Origin of the sequence: Nocardia sp. NPDC049737, assembly GCF_040674755.1 — a bacterium.
Taxonomy (GTDB): domain Bacteria; phylum Actinomycetota; class Actinomycetes; order Mycobacteriales; family Mycobacteriaceae; genus Nocardia.
Window position 1 is genome coordinate 53,212 of sequence record NZ_JBFANH010000003.1, and the last position, 19,774, is coordinate 72,985.

A 19,774-nucleotide genomic window follows, 5' to 3' on the forward strand; every position below is an offset into this window, starting at 1 on the left:
CGCTCGTTGCGGCCGTCGTGAACGGGTGATCTTGGAATATATGGGCACGAAATTGGTGCACACCACATCGCCGAAACATCCACTTGAGTGAAGAATAGTCAGTAACATCTTGCGACATCGCAGGGCGCCTGTGCGCGGCTCACGTGGACGTGGCAGGCCGGATGGTCGGGAGATTCAGCATGCGGACCAAGCAGTCGCGACGAACATTCATGAAGAACGCCGCCATGGCCGGGGGTGTCGCCGCCGCCATGACATTGGCGCCTACCGGCGGTCGGGCCGGCGCCCAGCCGGGGCGATCAGTGGCGATCTTCGGTGCGGGTCCCGCAGGCCTGACCGCCGCACACGAACTCGCCGAACGCGGCTTCGCGGTCACGGTGTACGAAAAGCTCGGCACCTTCGGCGGCAAAACCCGCAGCATCTATGCCGACGACCTACCCGGCGAACACGGATTCCGCAGCTTCTTCGGCTTCTATCACAATCTGCCCGATACGCTGCGCCGAATCCCCTTTCCCGGCAACGCGAACGGCGTGTGGGACAACCTGGTCCGCCTCAATGCGGCAATGATCGCGGGCATGGACCGGCACAATCTCACCGTCCCGCTGCCGTTCCCGCTGCCGTTGTCCCAATTCCCCATGACCCCGAAGGGATTCATCGACTCCGTCGCGTCGGTCTTCGAATCGCTGTTCCGGCTGCCGCTGTCCGAGGCGGTCTTCGCCGCGGAGCGCATGGCCGTCTACGTCTCCAGTAGCACCGAGCGCAAGTTGGGGCAGTGGGAGCGGATGACCTGGACCGATTTCGCGCGCCTGGACAACTCGTCTCGGGAATACAACCGCTTCCTCGGCGACGGCTTCATCCGCGAGCTCGTCGCCACCAAATCCCGTAACTGCAGCGCACATTCGATCGGTCTGGTAGGCGAGGAGTACGTGTGGTCGCTGCTGAACCTCAATAACGACAGTGACGGCAAGGGCAATGACCGCGTGCTCAACGGGCCGACCAGCGAGGCGTGGATCAATCCGTGGATCGACTATCTGCGCTCGATCGGCGTGACTTTCGAACTGGGCCAGCGTCTTTCGGGCTTCGACAGCGATGGCGCACACCTCACCTCGGCCACTGTCACCGACCAGGGCGGCGCGCGTCACCGGGTGGAGGCCGACTACTACCTCTCCGCGATCCCGCTCGACAAGTTTCCCGACGTGCTCACCGACGGTATGGCGGCGGCCGATCCGAACCTCGAGCGCATCCGAAACCTGCAGGCCGCCTGGATGGTCGGTATCCAATTCTTCCTGCGCAAACGCGTGGACCTGGCCAATGGCCACGTCGGCTACAACGACGCGCCCTGGGGCCTGACCTCGATCAGCGAGGCCCAATTCTGGCGACGGCCGCTGACCACCTACGGTGACGGTGCGGTCCAGGACGTGCTGTCCGCCATCATCTCCGAATGGGAAGAGCCGGGCACCTTCAACCGCAAGACCGCCAAGCAGTGCACCCCCGAGGAGATCGCCCGCGAAACCTGGGCGCAGATCAAGGCACACGTCAACGACGACGGCGAGATCCAGCTCGCCGACGATATGCTGCACTCCTGGATGATCGACCCGGCCCTCACCGACGCGGGCACGCCCGAAATCGCCTACGACGACGCTATCTTCATCCAGAACCCGGGCTCGTGGTCCGACCGCCCCGACGCCGCTACCGCGATCGACAACCTCTTCCTCGCAGGCGACTGGATCAAGACCGGTATGAATGTCGCCTGTATGGAGGGCGCGAATGAAGGCGGCCGCCTTGCCGCCAACGCCGTCCTGCACGCCTCCGGCTCGTCGGCCGGGCTGGCCACCGTCACACCTCGCTACACCATGCCCCTCTGGGAGCCACTCAAACTAATCGACCGCGAACTCTACAAAGCGGGCCAGCCCAACATGTTCGACCTCATCGACCGTCGCTACCCGATCCGGTAGCCGACCTTCCATCCACAGCGGAACGTTCGTGTGCGTCGACGCCCACCTTCTCGGCCACGCTCGCGACGCGCCAACCTCGGCCCACCAGAACAACACCCACTGCAGCGGCCGCGAATGATGTGCTGCACCACAGCGCCGTGGTGGGTGCGACCGTGATGATTCGCCGCCGGTGACGGTCGCTGTGGCGGCCTTTCGTAGGCTCGCGCCATGCGCGTACTTGTCACGGGAGCGGCGGGTTACCTCGGCAGAGCTGTCGTTTCGGCCTTGACCGAGGCCGGGCACGAGGCTGTCGGCATGGTGCGCGCGCAGCGACCGGACATCGTGCATGCCAGCGCGATTCGCATTGCCGACTTGCTCGACCCGATCGCACTTCGACGGGCTGTCGACGGCGTGGATGCGGTGTGTCATCTGGCCGGGCTGACCCGGGTGCGGGAGTCGATGACCGACCCCCTCCGGTACTTCGGAGTCAATACCGTCGGGACCATCACCCTGCTCGATGCCATGGCGGCCGTCGAGGTGCCCCGGCTCGTATTCGCCTCGACCGGCGCGATCTACGGCGATGTGAGCGGCCGACCGATCACCGAGGATCTGTCCGATAGCCCGCCGCACCCCTACGCAAGCAGCAAGCTGGCGGCCGAATCAGCCGTCGAAGCGCACCATGGCGCCACTGTCGTTCTTCGGCTGACGAATGTGGCGGGCGGTCGCGATCCGGACCCCACCCGACTCATCCCGAGGGTGCTCGGCGCTGCGGCACGGAATGAACCGTTGGAGGTCAACGGTGACGGCACGACGGTCCGCGACTATGTGCACGTGGCCGATGCCGCGAATGCGTTCGTGGCCGGGCTCGAACACCTGCCACCGCCGGGCGCGACCGAGCGATATGTCATCGGTAGCGGTCGGGGCACGAGCGTCCGCCAGGTGGTTGCCGCTGTCGAAAATGTATCGGGACGACGTGTGGCGCTCACTCATCGCCCCGCGGTGCCGGAGCCGAGTTCGCTGGTCGCTGATCCAGCCAAGGCGCTGCACCAATTAGGTTGGGTACCAAAGCATTCCGATATCGCGGCGATCGTCGACCAGATGTGGCACGCCTACTCCGGCTAAGTCTTGTCTCGAAGTGGCGGGCGTCCGTCGAGCCGAGGCGAATGGTGGTACTGCTCGACTGTCCGCAATCGTGTTTCGACTCGGCTCGACGTCTCGGAGCACGTTCTTGCGGATGTGGCGCAGATCGGCCATCGGTTCGTTGGTGTCGCTGTGGTGGGTGGCCTGGATTGCCGCATTGCTCGTCATCGAACGCTCCTGCCATCAAACCGGCCGATAGTAGGCTGGCCATCAGTTATGTTACTGAAGATTCTCAACGATACGAGCAAAGTATAGCTGGTTGTACTGGGTTCTCTCTTGAGATTCATCGAACTAAGTGTTCTCAAGTTCTTCCGTATCCGAAGGAATTGTGCGTAACATACGCACTCATACCCGACCGATCGCAGCGTGATCGGCCGCACTCGCACCGCAGCGATGCCTCGCCCGGCGCGTGTCCGGCTGTGCCGCTCAGGCGGCGGGGGAAAGGACATAGGCGCATGCTCAAGAAGCTGGATCGAATATTCAGCTACGAGATGAAGGTCTCCGAATTCCTCGGCACCATCATCATTCTCGCCATTCCATACGGGCTCGTCGGACTCATCTGGACGCTGACCCACACCAGCCATTTGCACCGCATGCAAGGCATCGACGTGGTCATATCCTTCCTCGGCTCGATCGTGTGCTGGCCGGTGCTCACCTTCTCGAATGTGTGCATGACCTGATGATGATCTTGGTCTGGCTCATCGACATCTTGGTGATCGGCGTCAAGATCCTCGGGGGGCGCATGAAAGTCAATCCGGTGCTGCGGATCGGGCTCTGGCTCGCAGTGCTCAGCACCGCCGTCGCCGGTATCGCCGTGGTCGGGTATCTCCTCGTCCTGCTGCAGCATCAACTCAGCGAGTCGGCATGAGCACCCGGGCCACTGAAAGTTCCACTGAGCCAACAGATCTAGAGCGGGCCGTGGAGGACCTGAAGGGACTGTGGCAACGGCATCCACAGCGCTCGTTGGAAACCTTGGGTCGCCAGGTTCGGCTCATGCGCGATGCTTTCGTCGAGATGCTGCGCGCGATGTTTGTGCGCCGCTTCCCATTCCACGAGTTCATCAAGCAGTGCGCTTTCATGGCAAGCGTTTCCGCGGCGCCGACGGTATTCGTCGCGATTCCGGTGGCGGTTGTCGTCTCGATCCAGGTCGGTGCGCTGGTGAATCAGGTTGGCGCGACGAGCTTTATCGGCGCGGTCAGTGGTTTGGGCATCATCCGCCAGGGTGCGCCACTTGTCACTTCGCTGATGATCGCGGGTGCGGTCGGTTCGGCCATCTGCGCCGATCTCGGCTCTCGCACCATTCGCGAGGAGATCGACGCGATGATGGTGATGGGTGTCGATCCGGTGCGCCGACTGGTCGCGCCGCGACTGCTGGCCGCGATTCTGGTCAGCATCCTGCTGTGCGGATTCGTGGTCTTCGTCGGCTTCGCCACCGGCTATATGTTCAACGTGTACGCCCAGGGCGGTACGGCGGGTTCGTTCATCAGTACCTTCGCCTCCTTCGCGGTGGCGAACGACCTGGTAATCGCCCTGGTCAAGGCCGCCATCTTCGGTGCGCTCACCGCGATCATCGCCTGCGATATCGGACTGCACACCAAGGGTGGTCCGGGTGGGGTCGCCAACTCTGTGAACGCGGCGGTGGTCAATTCGGCGCTGATGCTGTTCGCGACGAACATCATCATCACCCAGATCTACAACACGCTCTTCCCGGCGAAGGTGATCTGAGATGGGCACCCGATACACCCCGCCCGCGCTGCAGCCGTTTCGCGCGGTGGGAGCGGTGGCCGGCGTGCCGCTGCAGGCCAACCGGAGACTCGGCCACCAGGCGATCACCTTCGGCCAGGCGGTGGCGGCAATTCCGTTCGTGCTCAGGCACTATCGCAAGGAAGTGCTGCGGCTGACCGCCGATGTGGGCTGGGGCAATGGTTCGCTCATTGTCGGCGGCGGCACGGTCGGTGTGGTCATCATCCTGTGCGGATTCGGCGGGATCACTGTCGGCATGGAGTCCTACACCGCGCTGAATCTGCTGACTATGAATCCGCTGACCGGCGCGATCTCCGGTTTCGCGACGACGCGCGAAATCGGCCCGATCCTTGCGACGTTGGCCTTCGCCATCCAGGCGGGCTGCCGATTCACCGCGCAGCTGGGGGCGATGCGGATAGCAGAGGAGATCGACGCGCTGGAATCCATTGCCATCCGGCCACTTCCATATCTGGTCACCACGCGGATGATTGCCGCAACGCTGACCATCGTCCCGCTCTACAGCGTCGGCCTCGCCGTCGCGTACCTGATGACGAAGCTGGCCGTGCTATTCCTCGGCGGCACCTCCGCTGGCACCTACGACCACTACTTCTTCCAGTTCCTCAACGGTATCGATGTCTTGTTCTCGATCGTCAAAGTCGTGGTTTTCGTACTCATTTCGACTTTCATCCAGTGCTACTACGGCTATATCGCCACCGGTGGTCCGGAAGGCGTCGGCCACGCGGCCGGCCGCGCGATCAAGATGGTGATCGTCGTCATGGTGTTCGTGAATCTGTTTCTGACCCTTGCGATCTGGGGTATCGACCCCGGATTCCGGATTTCGGGGTAGGTGGCGATGCTGCTCGATCCAAGTGGACGTGGACCCACCGCACGTCAACTCACGCTCGCCGGAATCGCCATGACCATGGCGGCCGCATTACTGCTGTACCTGCTCGGACTGCGCTATACCGGCTATTTTCAGGACAAGGTCTCGGTCGTCGCCGTGCTCACCAGCACCGGTGATGGGCTGCCGACTCATGCCGATGTGAAGTTCCGCGGCATGGTCGTCGGTACGGTTGCCGGGGTCGATGTAGTCGCCAAGGGTAAACGTCAGGATGCCGCACTAGATCTGAAACCGGCTGTGGCTGGCCTGATTCCGGCGAATGTCACGGCGCGGGTGATCCCCGACAATATCTTCGGCGTCACCGCCATCGAACTCGTCGACAACGGGCACGCCACCGAAACCCTGCGCGCGGGCGCCCGAATTCCCGAGGACACCAGCGAAGGCACTACGCAGTTGCAGACCACGCTCAGTGTGCTGCGCGATGTGCTCGACCATATTCAGCCGGAGAAGCTGGGCCGCGTGCTCGCAACACTCGCCGATGCCCTCGATCCCGCCGCACGGGTGCCGGGTTCCACCATCGAACGCCTCGATACCTGGCTCACCCAGGTGCACGCGATTCCCGGTATCGGCGATCTGCTCGGCAACCTCGGCCGGGCCGTGACGGCGCTGAGCGTTTCGGCGCCAGAGCTGGTCGGTGTGCTGTCGGATTCGGTGACCACCGCACGCACGCTCACCGAGCGGCGCGACAATCTGGTCGCACTGCTGACCAATGCCAGCGGCGCGGTCGACTCGGTCAATTCACTATTCGCGCGGAATCCGGACGCCGGGAAGGACTTGGTCGTCGGGTTGGACGGCCTGTTCGGCGGTCTGGCCAGGGATCCGCAGGCCATCCCGGATACCGCCGCCAACTTCAATGCCGCGCTGCAGCGAGTGCGCACGACCTTCGGATTCGGACCGAGCCGACAGATGGTGTGGAAGATGGATGTCAGCTTCACTCCGTTCCAGCAGTACACGGCCAAGGACTGTCCGCATTACGGCACAATGGCCGGTCCGCGGTGCGGGGGCGGTACGGTGCCGGATGTCGCACCACCGCAGGAGTTTCCGCCGCAGCTGATGCCGCAGCGGTTGGCAGCCGCGGGGCCAGCGCCAGCGCCTGCGGCTCCGGCGCAGGGGTTACCGAGCGTTCCGGGACTGCCGAGCGTTCCGGGGCTGCCGAGCGTTCCGGGACTGCCGAGCGTTCCGGGGCTGCCGAGCGTTCCGGGCATCACCGCGCCAGCCGCTGCGACGGATCAATCTACCCAGCCGCATTCGGATCTGCGCGGACTCGATGCCGCCGCCGCGATCGTCGGCGGTCGGCCGACCACGGCGCAGTACCTGCTTTTGGCTCCGGTACTGGCCGGTGGTTCGGTGACCGTCTACGACACCGCACCGAACGAAGGGCGGTGAGTACATGAAGTCAGGGAAGGCACTGGTCGGATTCAGTCTGTTCGCCGTGGTCGCGGTGCTGTTGACCTACACGATCTGGTCGACGCTGCAACGTTCGGTAACCGGCGATACCGATTCGTACTCGGCCACCTTCACCGATGTGCTGGGCCTTCGTATCGGCGATGACATCCGGATGGCGGGTGTAAGGGTCGGGCGCGTCGACGCCATAGATTTCGACGGCGACTACAAGGCGCGCGTGGACTTCCGAATCCAGCACAATCAGCGACTGACCACGACGACGAAAGCCCTTGTGCGCTATCATAATCTGATCGGCCAGCGCTATATCGCCCTGGTTCCCGGCAAGGACGAGGGCGCGTGGCTGACTGCCGGATCCGCGATTCCCTTGGAGCGCACCGAACCGTCGTTCGATGTGTCATCGCTGCTGTCGGGTTTCGAACCACTGTTCAGTGTGCTGCAACCGGATCAGGTCAATTCGCTGTCGGAGACCCTGATCCAGGCCTTGCAAGGCAACAATGCCTCGCTGAGTGCCCTGATCACCCAAGCCGCCGAACTCGCCGGCACCTTCGGTCAGCGCGACAGGATTCTCGGCGATGTCATCGGCAATCTCAGCAGTGTGATCGCGGGCCTGGCTCATCGCAGCGGCGAATTGGAAACCCTTATCACGCAGGCGCGTTCGCTGGTGGAATCGCTCTACGCACAGGGTGAATCGCTGAAGTCGTCGGTCGATACGGTGGCGAGATCCACCGATTCGCTGGCGGCTCTGATCAATCAGGTGAAACCGAATCTGGCTCGGGCGCAGAACGATGCGTCCAGCGGTGTCGCGCTGCTGATCCTCAACGGCGCGTCCTTGGATCAGGCGGCGGTCGAGCTGCCGACCGTCCTCAATGGTCTCGCCCGATTCACCAGTTACGGCGCGTATGCCAATGCCTATATCTGCTCGCTGGACGTCTCGCTATGGGGCGTGCTGCTGCCACCCGGGCTGTTCTCACAGGTGGGCGGCAATTCTCATTCGGAGGTCTGCCGATGACGGCATTGATGCGCCCGGTGCGCAATCGCCTGTTGTGGCTGGGACTGCTCGCGGCCGGTTCGGTCGTTGTGCTGCTGGTCGGCTCGAGTGCGTTATCGCAGGCGCATTTGGGCGAAAAGACAATTCACGCGGAATTCGCGCAGGCAGCGGGTCTGCGATCGGGAGCATCGGTGGATGTCTCCGGCATCGAGGTCGGCTCCGTTGGTGCCGTACGACTCGACGGTGCGAAGGTCGTCGTGGATCTGAAGGTGCGCAAGGATCTTCGACTCGGCCCGGATGCCTCGGCCGCCATCAAGATGACGACAATTCTCGGCAAGCTGCACATCGAGTTGCTGCCCGGAAATGGAAAAGGACTGCCGGACAATCGAATTCCGCTGAAGCAGACTTCGGTGCCCTACAACCTCGGCAAGGTCATCCGGGATCCGAACTACAAATCGTCCTTCGAGCGTATCGAACGCCTGGATCCGGCGAAGCTGCGGCAGTCACTGGATGTGCTCAGCCAGCAGATGGGTGACTCCCCGCAGCTCACCGTCGAGGCGCTGAACTGCATCGGCGCGCTGGCCAAGGTGATCAATGATCGCCGCGACGAGGTGGACACCCTGCTGAAGAGCATGGATCAAGTGGCCCAGCTGGCCTCCGACAACCGCAATAGCGTGCTGCTGCTGCTCACCCGAGGCGAGGCCATCGGCAATGCTGTCGCACTGCGGCAGAATCTGCTCGAGCAATTGCTCGACAATGTCGCGAGCCTGTCGCGGCTGCTGCAGGAGATGGGCCTGGAGAACCAGGATCAACTCGGTCCGCTCATCCACAATCTGAACACCATGTCCGAGGGGCTGGAAAAGAACCGGGACAACCTCGATTCGCTCTACGAGATCATGCCGGTCGCATTGCGGCAGTTCAACAATGCCCTCGGCAATGGCCCCTACGGCGATGTGTGGGCGCCATGGGTATTCCCGGACAACTGGCTCTGCTTCGCCCAAGCCGTACAGGGGTGCAATTGATGAAGATGGGTACTTTGCTGAAATCGGCGGTGCTCGGCCTGGCAGTGATGGTGGCGACCGGTTGTTCGCTGCTGCCCGACAGCCTCACCGCACTGCCCGATCAGTACCTCGGCGAACACCTGCAGATCAGTGCCGATTTCGAGAATGTCGCCGGCCTGTACCCGGGCAATGACGTTGCGGTGCTCGGTGTTCCGGTCGGCCGGGTCGATACCGTGATCCCCAAGGGCAGCTATGTCGAAGTCACCATGTCCATCGATAAGGGCGTGCGCATTCCGGCCGACGCCATGGCGGCGCTGATCTCACCGCAGCTGATCACCAATCGGCATGTGGAACTCGCCCCAGCCTATGAAGGCAATGGTCCGGTGCTGACCGACGGCCAGCACATTCCGCTCGCCCGGACCCGCACCCCGGTCGAACTCGACCGCATCCTGGAAACCTTCGATCAACTCGGCGCGGCCTTGAAGGGCGACAACGAAACCGGACCGATGGCCAGCCGGGTGCTGTTCCCGCTGCTCAATGGCAATGGCGACAAGCTGCGCGAAACGTTGGACGATCTGTCGTCGGCATTCGAGGTCACCCTCGCCAATGGCGACCAGATCTCCAATACCATCGTCAAACTCAATGAGATCACCGAGATAATTGCCCAGAACGACCAGACGGTGCGGGATTTCAGCGGTCGGCTCACCGAACTCGTGCAACTTATGGGGAAGCAGGCGCCGGGTTTGCAGGCGGTGATCACTCAGCTCAACGACTTCGTCACCAATACCTCGACCGTGGTCGGCCAGAACCGCGAACAACTGCTCGGTGCGCTCACCCGATTCACGACATTGACCGCCCAGATGCGGGCCAATGCCCGCGGGCTCACCGAAATCACCGATGTGACGCCGCTGTTCTTCCAGAACTTCTCGAACGCCGTGAGCCGTGAGAACAGGGCGCTGCGCCTGCACGGTCTGCTGGACAAGGCGGTGCTGGACGGTGAAGCGCTTTCGTTGTTCTGTGAGCGCATCCAGCTACGCCTCGACGGCTGCCGCACCGGGAAGATCCAGGACTTCGGCCCTGACTTCGGGTTGACCGCCGCGTTGCTCGGAATCACCAAATGAGGCCGGCACGTGCGGTTTTCGCCGCGGCGATTGTTGTTCTCGCCGCTGCGGGATGTGCCGTGACGGTCGATAATGTGCCGCTGCCCAAGCCGGGGATCGGTGGGCCGGGTTATGAGCTGCACGCCGTCTTCGAGGACGCACTCAACCTGCCCGCGAATGCACACGTGAAGATCGGCGGCACCGAAATCGGCATGGTCGCCAAGATCAGCACCACGAACTTTCTCGCCGATGTGGAATTGCGGATCCGGCAGGATATTCAGTTGCCCCGCGGCACCACCGCCGAACTGCGCCAGGCCACCCCGCTCGGTGACATGTTCGTCGCCATGACCCTGCCCGCCGAGCAGGAAAGCGCCGAGATGCTGCGTCCCGGCGACACCATCGCACCCGACCACACCGGCACCGGTGCGTCGGTCGAACAGTTGATGATGTCGATCTCCATGCTGCTCAACGGCGGTGGACTCAATCAGGTTGCTCGGATAACCACCGAGATGAATTCGATGTTCGCTGGTCGGGCACCGCAGCTCGCACATCTGATCACCGAAATGACCGATGTACTCGCGGCACTCAACGCACGCACCGCCGATGTCGACAGCGTGCTGTCCGGGCTGAATGTGCTCACCGGCGAATTAGCCAGGCGCAAGGTGGAATTGGGTGCCGCTGCGGATACCTTTCCGCCGCTGATCGGATTGGTCGCCGAAAACAACAGAAGTATCGCCGAACTCGTCGCCAAGGTCTCGGTCACCATGTCCGCGCTCGGTGATTTCACCGACACCACCGGCCCGGAGTTCCTGAGCCTGTTCGACAGCATCCAGCGGCTGATGTCCGGCTTCACCCAGATGGGCGACAATCTGGCGGGCACGCTCGACGGTCTGCACGCCATCTATCCCGATGTCATGGCCAGCTACGACGGACCGGTGCTTGCGGTCGCCGCCACGGTCTCCTATCTCGATATCGGTGCCCTCACCGACCCGAAGGGCAGCCGCTGGCCGAAAATCGGCGATGTACCGGCGTTTGTCGGCAGTCTGGCCGAGGTGATCCAGAAGGTCATCGGTCGGTTGCAGGGCGGTGCACGATGAATATTCCACTGTGGCACTGGCTGGTTCGGCATCGGATCGCGGTGGCCAATATCGGGCTGATCGTCGTGCTGATTCTCGGCATGTCCTATCTCGGTGCGGCCGTACTGCGGATCAACCCGCTGCCGAGCACCTACCGGGTCCGGGTCGAGCTGAAGGGTTCCGGTGGACTCGCGGCGAACAATGACGTCACTTTCCGAGGCAGTCGGGTCGGCAAGGTAGTCGACGTTCGGGTATCCGGTGACGGTGTGGCCGCCATCGCCGAAATCAACGACACCGCACGGATTCCGGTGGGCGGCAGCGTCGCTGTCGGCAGACTCTCGGCGGCCGGCGAGCAGTACCTCGACTTCCGACCCGACTCCGATAGCGGTCCGTATCTGTCCGACGGTTCGATCGTCGACCGGTCGGCGACGAGCACACCGGTGACGGTGCAAGCGGTGCTCACGAATATGAGTGGGCTGATCGGCGGAATGAATCCGACGCGACTCAATGTGATCATCGATGAACTCGACAAGGCGCTGGCCGGTGGTCCGGATCGGTTGCGCAATATGGTCGCCGGAATCAGCCGGGCAATGTCGGGCCTGACCGATCTGCTGCCGCAGACCCAGCGGCTGATCCAGAACCTTCAGGTGATCGCCGAAACCACCACCCACGCCCAACCGGATCTGACCACGCTCACCACCGGCTCGAGCGCACTGTTCCAGCAGCTGACCGTGGCCGATCAGGAAGTGCGCGAATTCCTCGAACTCGGGCCGGACCAATTGGCCACCCTCGGCGGCATCGTGCACGACACGCAGGACCCGATGACCAATCTGATCACCAACTTCGTCGCCATCACCAAGGCGGCCAAGCTGCGTCAACCGGCCATCGAAGCGCTGTTCCCGGCATTGCGCGAGGGTTCGCAGGCCATCGGAATTCCGGCGCACGACAACGCCTTCAACACAATGGTCGATCCGTGGCCGCGGCCGACCTGTGATTACGACACGATCCCCGTGGTGCCGACCGACAAGACCGTCGATACCAGGGTGCGGCTCTACAACTACTGCGTCACCACCAATCCCGCACTGCAGGTACGCGGTTCGGCGAATGCGCCGCGCCCGAATGTGCCGGACAACGGTTCCGGTCCGCCACCCGGCGTCACCGGCAATGAACTCTCCCGACCCGCACCTGGCAGATAGGAACGAGAAGCTATGAGCGAGCCAACCATCGATACAGCCGATAACGAAATCGAGAATGCGCAGGCCGAGGTGCCGGAGGCTACCGTCTCGCTCGGCAAGGATATCGACGCGGATGCGGCGTCGAATGTTGACGCCACGCCAGATGTGGGTTCGAAAGTGCCTGCAGCCAAACGGTTCGGATTTCTCCGCACGCCCAACAATCGCACCGCGATCGGCTACCGCGCTGCCGCCGCACTACTGCTCGTCGCCGCAGTAGCCTCCACGGTGTTCTACTACCTCCAGAACAAGGACAACAGGGCCATTGTCACCGCCCACGAGGACGCCCGCCTCGCTGCCTGCCAATACGCCCCTGTACTCGCCGACTACGACGCCAAGAATCTCGACAAATACTTCGCCGCAGTGCTCGACGGCGCCACCGGTGACTGGAAGAAGCAATTCGACAGCACCAGCAAAGAATTGCGTGATGTGCTCACCCAGGGCGAGGTGATCTCGAAGGTCAACGACGTCCAGTGCGCAATCAAATCCGGCGACACGAATTCCGCCGAGGCGATCGTGGTAATCGGCCAAACCATCACCAGCATGGGCACCCAGGGCAAGCCGGCCCCCGGTCAACTGTCCATGGTAATGCGCCTGGAAAAGGTGGACGGGCGCTGGCTGGTCAACAAGGTGAACTCACCCCTTGCCACGCCGCCACGCTCCTAACCCGGGTATGGCGGGAGGCCCGACGCCGAAACCATACCGATCGTTCAGTACCTGGTCGATCCGGCGACTGCGCGCCCCACCTGGGCAAATCAGACCGACCTGGACAGCCGGGGCGGTCGAGGTTGTCGATACCATGGCGGCATGAGTGTCGACAATCGCCGTACGGCGCGCAAGGCGGTCAGCGGCGACTCGGCACCGCGGGAGATTCGGCGTAGGCCGAAGAATCGGCGGGCCCAGATCGCGGCGGCGTCGGCGGCCGCGTTCGGCGCGCTGGGCTATCACGGTGTGAGCATGGAGGACATCGCGTCCGGGCTCGGGATCAGTTCGGCGGCGCTGTATCGGCACTATCCGAGCAAGTACGCGCTGTTCCGGGAGGAGTTACTGCGGGTGGGCCGGGCCATGACGGAGTCGGTCGAGCTGCCGGAGGCGGCGGGCCGGGGGATGGCAGCCGACGGAGTCGGCGGGGTGGGTGAACGCTGGACGTCGGAGCGACGGCTGCGTCAGGTCCTCGACGCCCTGATCGCGGTCACGATCGAGAATCGGCCGACGGTCACCCTGGTGCGGTGGGAGGGTCGCTATCTCGAGCCGGAGGATCTGACGGTCCTCACCGACCAGCAGCTCGCCGTCGTCGGCGCGATCGGTGTGCAATTGGCCGCATTGCGACCGGAGCTCGCCGAGGACGAGCTGCGGGTGCTGCGCGCCGCCCTGCTCAGCGTGATCACCAGCATCGCCGATCACCATGCCAGTCTGCCCGCTAAATCCCTTGCCCGACTGCTGAATTCGGCCTGCTGGTCGATTGTGCCCGCCGAGCTGCCAGCGCTGGAAGCCGATGCCGAACTGCCGGTGGCAGCGGAGATTCCGGATTCGTTCAAACATGAGCTGTTGCTGCGCAAGGCCGTCGAACTTTTCCATGATCGCGGCTACCCGAATGTCAGCGTCGAGGAAATCGCCACTGCTGCAGGACTTTCCGCCGCTTCGGCGGTGTATCGGTTCTATCGCGGCAAGAGTGATCTGCTCGCGGCCGCGTTCCGACGCGCCGCCGACCGGGTTTCCGGTGCGATCGGCCCGGCGGTAGCGGCGGCGGCCGACGCCGAAGAGGCACTGACCACATTGATCGAACAGTACATCGAGGGCTCGTTCTCCGAGCGCGCGTTGACCTTCGTGTATTACACAGAGTTCCAGCATGTTCCGAGCGATGAGCGCACGGTGCTGCGGAATATCCAGCGGCTCAGCGTCGAAGAGTGGGCGCGGCTGCTGCGTGATGTCCGACCGGAGCTTTCACCCGCCGAGGCCCGCTTCCTGATCCACGCCGCCTTCGCGTTGGTGGTCGATTTGGGGCGCAACTTCAGTGCCGAACCAATCGCTTCCCCGGCCCGGGTTCGATTGCTCATGCAGATGGTTCTGTTCGGCCGCCCGGCCCGCTCGTAGTCCGCGCCCCGCGTCAGCTCGATATGCTGCCCGCCGCTTTTGCCGAGTATGTTAGTGAGTATTCTACACAGGTATCGCGGAGTGACGCCATGTAAGAGCATATTTTTGTGATCCTTTATTCAATACGATTTCAGCACTGGGAAGAGACGCCGAGCAAGCGTCCGGTTGGGCTAACATCGCGGGATGGATGCCGAGGATCGTCGCGCGCCGGAGGACGCGACCGCAGGCCGCGCCGCGCAATCGCGGGAGGTGCGCCGCCGCCCGCGCAACCGACGGGCGCAGATCGCCGCCGCCTCTGCCGAGGCCTTCGGCGCATTCGGCTACCACGGCGTGAGCATGGAGGATATAGCCTCGCGCCTCGATATCAGCTCTACCGCACTGTATCGGCACTATCCGAGCAAATACGCCCTGTTCCGCGAGGAGGCGCTGCGGCTGGCCGGGCTGAGCACCGAGGCCGTGCGCCTGCCCGAACAACTGCGTGACCGGCCGGCCGCCGAACGCCTCGACCACATCCTCGATGCCCTGATCACGGCCTCCATCGCGAATCGCCGCAGCGCCGCACTGCTGCGCTGGCAGAACCGGTATCTGGAGGATCCCGATCGCCAGACCCTCATCGATCACCTGATCACCACCGATGCAGTGGCCCGCGAACTGCTGGCCGAGACCCGACCCGAACTGCCCGACCGTGATCGGGCGGTGCTCTCGGCCGCCGCGATGAGCGTGATCGGCAGCATCTCCGATCACCATGTCGCAGTGCCGGTGCGCGCGCTGGCGGCACTGCTGCGCTCGGCCTGTCATGCGGTGACCGCTTGTGATCTGCCCACACCCGGCGACGACACCGAATCCCTTGGCGCGAAGGAGGTTCCGTTCACCTTCAAACACGAGCTGTTGTTGGTGCGGGCCATCGAGCTCTTTCATGAGCACGGGTATCCCAATGTGAGCGTGGAGGATATCGCCAATGCCGCGGGCATGCCCGCCTCGTCAGCGGTGTACCGCTTCTACCGCAGCAAGGGCGATCTGCTCGCAGCCGCGTTTCGCCGTGCGGCGGACCGGGTTTCGGCGGCCATCGGACCTGCCATCGCCGCATCGGATACCCCGGAACAGGCACTGAGCACTCTGATCGAGCTGTACGTGCAGGGCTCGTTCGCCGAGCGCGAGCTGACCTTCGTGTACTACGCGGAGATCAGCAATGTGCCGCCGGAGGTTCGCACCGTACTGCGAAATATCCAGCGGCTCAACGTAGAAGAGTGGGCCAAGCTGCTCATCGGAGTCCGGCCGGAGCTATCCGCGGCCGAGGCGCGTGTGCTGGTGCACGCCGCACTGGCACTGGTGGTCGACCTCGGGCAGTGGCTCGGACCGGAAAACCCGCTGTGCTCGCAGCAGCGAGTTGCGCACCTCATGCGGGTCATCCTCTTCGGCCGCTAGGTTTGCGACAACGCGTCCACGACCGGGCGTTGCGATCGTCCGCCGGTTCAGTTCTCGGCAGTAGGACGACGGGCTAATACGGGGAGACCGTCATGGAGGTAGGCGATGCGGTTGCTGTCCGTAGCTTTTAAGGCAGCGCTGAACGACAATGCCCCTGATTGCTCGAAAGCAACCGGGGGCTGTGGTCTATGTCGGACTTGTCAGAGTCCGAGAGTCGCGAGCATCCAGTCGGTTGCCGCTTCGCGGTCGTTCCCGGGAATAGCGCGGGTGGCGTAGTGCGGCTTGCTGACCCAACGGCGAGAACCCGGGCCGGTCATCGGTCGCACGACCCAGCGGCCGAACTCTCGGCGAACGCCTTGGTACCCGCCGCCCGCGTCCTGCGGATGTAGCTTCCGCCGACGCGGCAATTCCAGCGACAGCGCACGCACCAAACCGGCTACCCGCTCGCGCGTGCTGACTGGGCCGATGTACTCGGCGTAACGGCGTCCATTCGGCAGATCCATGTCATCCCCTTCTATCCGCATTCGGCCGCTGTGACGACCCGTGAATCGGAGACGGTTTCGATTGGCCCGTATTGTTTGCCCTGGATGGTACCGCTCACCGACGAGACGATCCGCCAGTATCCGGCCGAACAAGGCGCGCTGGCCGTGTAGGTCTGGCGGGTCCACGGTACAAGGCTGGTTCGGATGTGCTCACCCACGGAATCCCAGCCACCAGACGAATTGCGGCGCTGCAAGCTCAGGTAGTAGTTATGCGTAAGACCAGGATCGCCATCGGCAGGGAGATCGCATTTTGCCCAGCCGTAGCCTTCGATCTTGGGCGGCAAAACCGTCGGTGTGGTCCAAGGGCTGAAGCCGTTGTCACATATGGTCTTCTTCGCCTCTGTGACCCATGGTTGGCTCGGATCGGCGCTCGCGACGTCGCCGGAAATCAGCGTCGCACCGAGCAATGCGGCGATGACGCTTAGTCGAGAAATGTTGTACTGCAAGGACTTTCCCCTATCGCGCAAACTTCTCTATCGATAACGCTGGTCGGCTGGATCGTGATTGCATCGGCTTTGTCTAGGTCGGTGTCCGGGTCCGATATCCAGCCGTCCTCAACCCCGCTCAGCGAGCCGTCCGCAGCCTGGTAGATCGGGTCGCTATCGATCGGAGCAATGGCGAGCTTCTGAATAGTCTCTTCATGGAACTGCGCGAACAACGCCCGTACCGAAGGAGCTATCTCCCGTGAACGAGACGGAACGAGACGGAACGAGATCGGACGGCATTTTCACGCCCCCAATGGATTTGGAAGATCCCTTGTACTGAGCAGCACGGCCCAGTAGTCATCGCGCAGGATGTTCCACAGGTCTTCGTGCTCTGGAAGCATCTCCCGGGCATCGGCCAAATCCGGATACCCGTCGAACATGATCGTTCCGGGTTGCGCTCCGTAGAGCGGTGTCTTAGACGGCACTCGGTAAGCGGTGAAATGCTCAGTAGGAAACTGCACACGCAGGACACGCGGCATACGCGCTACCAACTGCCACACCGCGACCTTGTGACCGTCCTCGGTTTGCGCGGTCCGCAACTCAACTCGACGCATCACGCCTCCCTGTTGGTGCGCCCGGTGCCGGGGACTCCGAACCCCGGCACCGGGACGATTCATCAGGGTCGGTCTGGTAACTCCACTGATTGACCGCAACGACGAACAGTTCGATCACTTCGGCGGGAGGCGGTTGCCACCAGCCTTGACGCTCGGGCCGTGGTAGGCCGACGAACGGGTTTCGCTGCGGCAGAACACAATCAGGCTGTGACCGTCGTTTGTTCAACACGGGTGCTCTCCTCCGCTCGGCCGCATCCTGGTAGGCACCCCGTGACCGGCTGGCGTCACATGTCACGGGGCCGACTCCGACGCTACGAACGACTGACCGGCGGACACCAGAATTGTGCCAATACTTGCCAATGTCTGTGCGATTTGGGTGCATGCTGTCATGGGAGAAGGGAACATGGTCGAATGTGCTGCAAAGAGCAGCACACTTATAGACAGGAGTTGCGGCCATGCGCTTGCGTTACCTCGGCAAGGGTGGATCGAATCATGACGGCTGTCCGACGCTGTTCGCCACCGACGAAGGCTCGTACGTCGTCCTCGGATGGCGGACCGATCAGGCGGAAACTGTGGAGATCCCGCACCTTTTGGTCGGGTTCGCTGAACCTCGCACATACATCGGGGCACCGATGAGGGATACCGGACGCGGCACCTTCACTCTGTCCGGCCGACTGGTCACCGACCAGGAGACGCTGGATCAGATGACCATGGAAGACTACGAAACAGCTATCGAGGTTCCGAAGGCAGAAAGGATCTATTTTGGAATTCCGGCCGACTCGTGAAATTCTGACGGAATCCAGACACGAAGCATTCCATTTGGAGGTCCGGGACTCGTACGGAGTGCCATCGGAAGACGAGCCTTTCCAAAAGTTCTTGACCAATGAGCCATTCGATTATCGGAAATGGTACGAGGGCTGGTCTAATTTCGTTCAGGAACTTGTGACACGCGGGGTATCGTTCAAACGGGTTCGCGTAGTCACTGTTCCGCACAGCGACTACCAGCGCTGGTCGCTCACGATGGCAGCGTTCAACGTGGAAGCTGGCGAGGAGATTCGTTATCTTCCCCGTCATCTTGCCGGGGAAGTACCAAAAGATGATTGGTGGTTGGTCGACTACCAAACTGTGGCATTCAACCTTTCCGATATGGACGGCCGCGCGGTTGGCGGGTCGGCGGTAACCGACGATCCGGCGATTGTCTCGTACTGTCGGGGTGTCCGGGATCGACTCTGGAATTCGGCGACGCCGTACGACGAGTATGCGCGGGTGATTTCTATCCAGTGACCAGCTCAGTTCAGGAAGCGCGGGAAGCTCTCGGTAAACGTCTACGGGAAATTCGGCGACGCGCCGGAATGTCCGGCCGGGAGCTCGCCCGCCTCGAGGGCTGGCACGAGTCGAAGGTCAGCAAGTACGAGTACGCGCGACTGCATGTGTCAGATATCGTCGTCCGCGCTTACTGCCGTCACTGTGACGCCAGTGATCAGCTCGAAGACCTCCTGGCCACGCTGCATAACATCGACAGTGCATATGGTGAGTGGCGTCAACTGCTCGGTACAGGCATGAAGCGTCGGCAGCAGCAGACGATGAAGGTCGAATCACAAGCTACGTTCATTCGGAACTGGGAGTCAGCCGTAGTGTCGGGCCTACTCCAAACGGCCGATTACGCAACAGCGATCATGAGAAACGTCATAGCGTTCTATCAGATTCCCGACGATTTGGACGAAGCCGTTTCAAAGCGAATGGAGCGGCAACGTGTCCTTTATCAAAAGGGTAAACGATTCCATATACTGATGGCTGAACAGTCGCTATATACCACCTTCGGGAACGATCAGGTGATGATTGGCCAGCTCGACCGTTTATATTCGGTAATCGGTATGCCTCGAGTGACTCTGGGAATTGTTCCAAACACTGCCGAAGGCTTGGTTGTGGTGGATAACTTCTTTATGTTCGACAACCGAATGGTAAAGGTTGAAGGCCATACGGCAGGCATCACCATTACCCAGCCACGGGAGATTTCTCTCTATGGTCGGGCGTTCGATATTCTCGCTAGGCAATCCGCAACGGGTGAAGCGGCGCGGACACTCATTCGGAAGGCTATCGAAACCCGGTCTGGATAGCCCTCTCCCCAGCCGTATCCGGGTCGGATATTCGACAGCGC

General features: G+C 62.6%; 22 protein-coding genes. 18 read left to right on the top strand and 4 right to left on the bottom strand.

Annotated elements, in window-relative coordinates:
* Nucleotides 1-179: 179 nt before the first annotated feature.
* The 15 genes from AB0J47_RS05230 to AB0J47_RS05300 all read left to right on the top strand — a co-directional run bounded on the left by AB0J47_RS05230 (nucleotide 180) and on the right by AB0J47_RS05300 (nucleotide 16,035).
* On the top strand, nucleotides 180-1,952 hold the full coding sequence (locus AB0J47_RS05230; RefSeq protein WP_364340766.1) for an FAD-dependent oxidoreductase: 1,773 nt from the start codon (nucleotides 180-182) through the stop codon (nucleotides 1,950-1,952).
* Between the two features lie 207 nt (nucleotides 1,953-2,159).
* Nucleotides 2,160-3,053: an NAD-dependent epimerase/dehydratase family protein gene (locus tag AB0J47_RS05235; protein ID WP_364340768.1), complete on the top strand. Its 894-nt coding sequence runs from the start codon at nucleotides 2,160-2,162 to the stop codon at nucleotides 3,051-3,053.
* 473 nt (nucleotides 3,054-3,526) lie between these two features.
* Entirely contained in the window at nucleotides 3,527-3,751 is a 225-nt protein-coding gene (locus AB0J47_RS05240) for a hypothetical protein (protein WP_364340770.1), read from the top strand.
* Nucleotides 3,751-3,939 carry a hypothetical protein gene (locus AB0J47_RS05245; RefSeq protein ID WP_364340772.1) on the top strand — a complete coding sequence of 63 codons (189 nt, stop codon included), beginning with the start codon at nucleotides 3,751-3,753 and terminating at the stop codon, nucleotides 3,937-3,939. Before AB0J47_RS05240 ends, AB0J47_RS05245 begins: the two co-directional genes overlap by 1 nt.
* Entirely contained in the window at nucleotides 3,936-4,796 is an 861-nt protein-coding gene (locus AB0J47_RS05250) for an ABC transporter permease (RefSeq protein WP_364340774.1), read from the top strand. Before AB0J47_RS05245 ends, AB0J47_RS05250 begins: the two co-directional genes overlap by 4 nt.
* A 1-nt stretch (nucleotide 4,797) precedes the next feature.
* Nucleotides 4,798-5,661, top strand: a complete 864-nt coding sequence (locus tag AB0J47_RS05255; protein WP_364340777.1) for an ABC transporter permease — start codon at nucleotides 4,798-4,800, stop codon at nucleotides 5,659-5,661.
* Between the two features lie 6 nt (nucleotides 5,662-5,667).
* Entirely contained in the window at nucleotides 5,668-7,101 is a 1,434-nt protein-coding gene (locus AB0J47_RS05260; protein ID WP_364340779.1) for an MCE family protein, read from the top strand.
* A 4-nt stretch (nucleotides 7,102-7,105) separates the two neighbouring features.
* Entirely contained in the window at nucleotides 7,106-8,128 is a 1,023-nt protein-coding gene (locus AB0J47_RS05265) for an MlaD family protein (protein ID WP_364340781.1), read from the top strand.
* On the top strand, nucleotides 8,125-9,129 hold the full coding sequence (locus AB0J47_RS05270; RefSeq protein ID WP_364340782.1) for an MCE family protein: 1,005 nt from the start codon (nucleotides 8,125-8,127) through the stop codon (nucleotides 9,127-9,129). Before AB0J47_RS05265 ends, AB0J47_RS05270 begins: the two co-directional genes overlap by 4 nt.
* Nucleotides 9,129-10,229, top strand: coding sequence for an MCE family protein (locus AB0J47_RS05275; RefSeq protein ID WP_364340784.1), 1,101 nt, complete (start codon nucleotides 9,129-9,131; stop codon nucleotides 10,227-10,229). Before AB0J47_RS05270 ends, AB0J47_RS05275 begins: the two co-directional genes overlap by 1 nt.
* Nucleotides 10,226-11,305 carry an MCE family protein gene (locus AB0J47_RS05280; RefSeq protein ID WP_364340786.1) on the top strand — a complete coding sequence of 360 codons (1,080 nt, stop codon included), beginning with the start codon at nucleotides 10,226-10,228 and terminating at the stop codon, nucleotides 11,303-11,305. Before AB0J47_RS05275 ends, AB0J47_RS05280 begins: the two co-directional genes overlap by 4 nt.
* A complete protein-coding gene (locus AB0J47_RS05285) occupies nucleotides 11,302-12,480 on the top strand; it encodes an MCE family protein (RefSeq protein WP_364340788.1) in 1,179 nt (392 codons plus the stop codon). Before AB0J47_RS05280 ends, AB0J47_RS05285 begins: the two co-directional genes overlap by 4 nt.
* Before the next feature lie 12 nt (nucleotides 12,481-12,492).
* On the top strand, nucleotides 12,493-13,182 hold the full coding sequence (locus AB0J47_RS05290) for a hypothetical protein (protein ID WP_364340790.1): 690 nt from the start codon (nucleotides 12,493-12,495) through the stop codon (nucleotides 13,180-13,182).
* A gap of 141 nt (nucleotides 13,183-13,323) precedes the next feature.
* On the top strand, nucleotides 13,324-14,610 hold the full coding sequence (locus AB0J47_RS05295) for a helix-turn-helix domain-containing protein (RefSeq protein ID WP_364340792.1): 1,287 nt from the start codon (nucleotides 13,324-13,326) through the stop codon (nucleotides 14,608-14,610).
* A gap of 183 nt (nucleotides 14,611-14,793) precedes the next feature.
* On the top strand, nucleotides 14,794-16,035 hold the full coding sequence (locus AB0J47_RS05300) for a TetR/AcrR family transcriptional regulator (RefSeq protein ID WP_364340794.1): 1,242 nt from the start codon (nucleotides 14,794-14,796) through the stop codon (nucleotides 16,033-16,035).
* A gap of 200 nt (nucleotides 16,036-16,235) precedes the next feature.
* Here AB0J47_RS05300 and AB0J47_RS05305 read toward each other — a convergent pair whose 3' ends face one another.
* From AB0J47_RS05305 to AB0J47_RS05320, 4 genes are all read right to left on the bottom strand, one after another.
* A complete protein-coding gene (locus AB0J47_RS05305; RefSeq protein ID WP_364340796.1) occupies nucleotides 16,236-16,538 on the bottom strand; it encodes a hypothetical protein in 303 nt (100 codons plus the stop codon).
* An 11-nt stretch (nucleotides 16,539-16,549) separates the two neighbouring features.
* Nucleotides 16,550-17,023, bottom strand: a complete 474-nt coding sequence (locus tag AB0J47_RS05310; RefSeq protein WP_364340798.1) for a hypothetical protein — start codon at nucleotides 17,021-17,023, stop codon at nucleotides 16,550-16,552.
* Nucleotides 16,999-17,235, bottom strand: coding sequence for a hypothetical protein (locus AB0J47_RS05315; RefSeq protein ID WP_364340800.1), 237 nt, complete (start codon nucleotides 17,233-17,235; stop codon nucleotides 16,999-17,001). The genes AB0J47_RS05310 and AB0J47_RS05315 overlap by 25 nt, the downstream gene beginning before the upstream one ends.
* Before the next feature lie 69 nt (nucleotides 17,236-17,304).
* Nucleotides 17,305-17,616, bottom strand: coding sequence for a hypothetical protein (locus tag AB0J47_RS05320; protein ID WP_364340802.1), 312 nt, complete (start codon nucleotides 17,614-17,616; stop codon nucleotides 17,305-17,307).
* Between the two features lie 455 nt (nucleotides 17,617-18,071).
* On the opposite strand from AB0J47_RS05320, the gene AB0J47_RS05325 reads away from it, so the two are divergent.
* From AB0J47_RS05325 to AB0J47_RS05335, 3 genes are read left to right on the top strand one after another with little or no spacing between them, the layout of a single operon-like run.
* A complete protein-coding gene (locus tag AB0J47_RS05325; protein ID WP_364340804.1) occupies nucleotides 18,072-18,401 on the top strand; it encodes a hypothetical protein in 330 nt (109 codons plus the stop codon).
* Nucleotides 18,379-18,900, top strand: a complete 522-nt coding sequence (locus tag AB0J47_RS05330) for a DUF6879 family protein (RefSeq protein ID WP_364340806.1) — start codon at nucleotides 18,379-18,381, stop codon at nucleotides 18,898-18,900. Before AB0J47_RS05325 ends, AB0J47_RS05330 begins: the two co-directional genes overlap by 23 nt.
* Entirely contained in the window at nucleotides 18,897-19,733 is an 837-nt protein-coding gene (locus AB0J47_RS05335; RefSeq protein ID WP_364340808.1) for a helix-turn-helix transcriptional regulator, read from the top strand. Before AB0J47_RS05330 ends, AB0J47_RS05335 begins: the two co-directional genes overlap by 4 nt.
* Nucleotides 19,734-19,774: the final 41 nt, after the last annotated feature.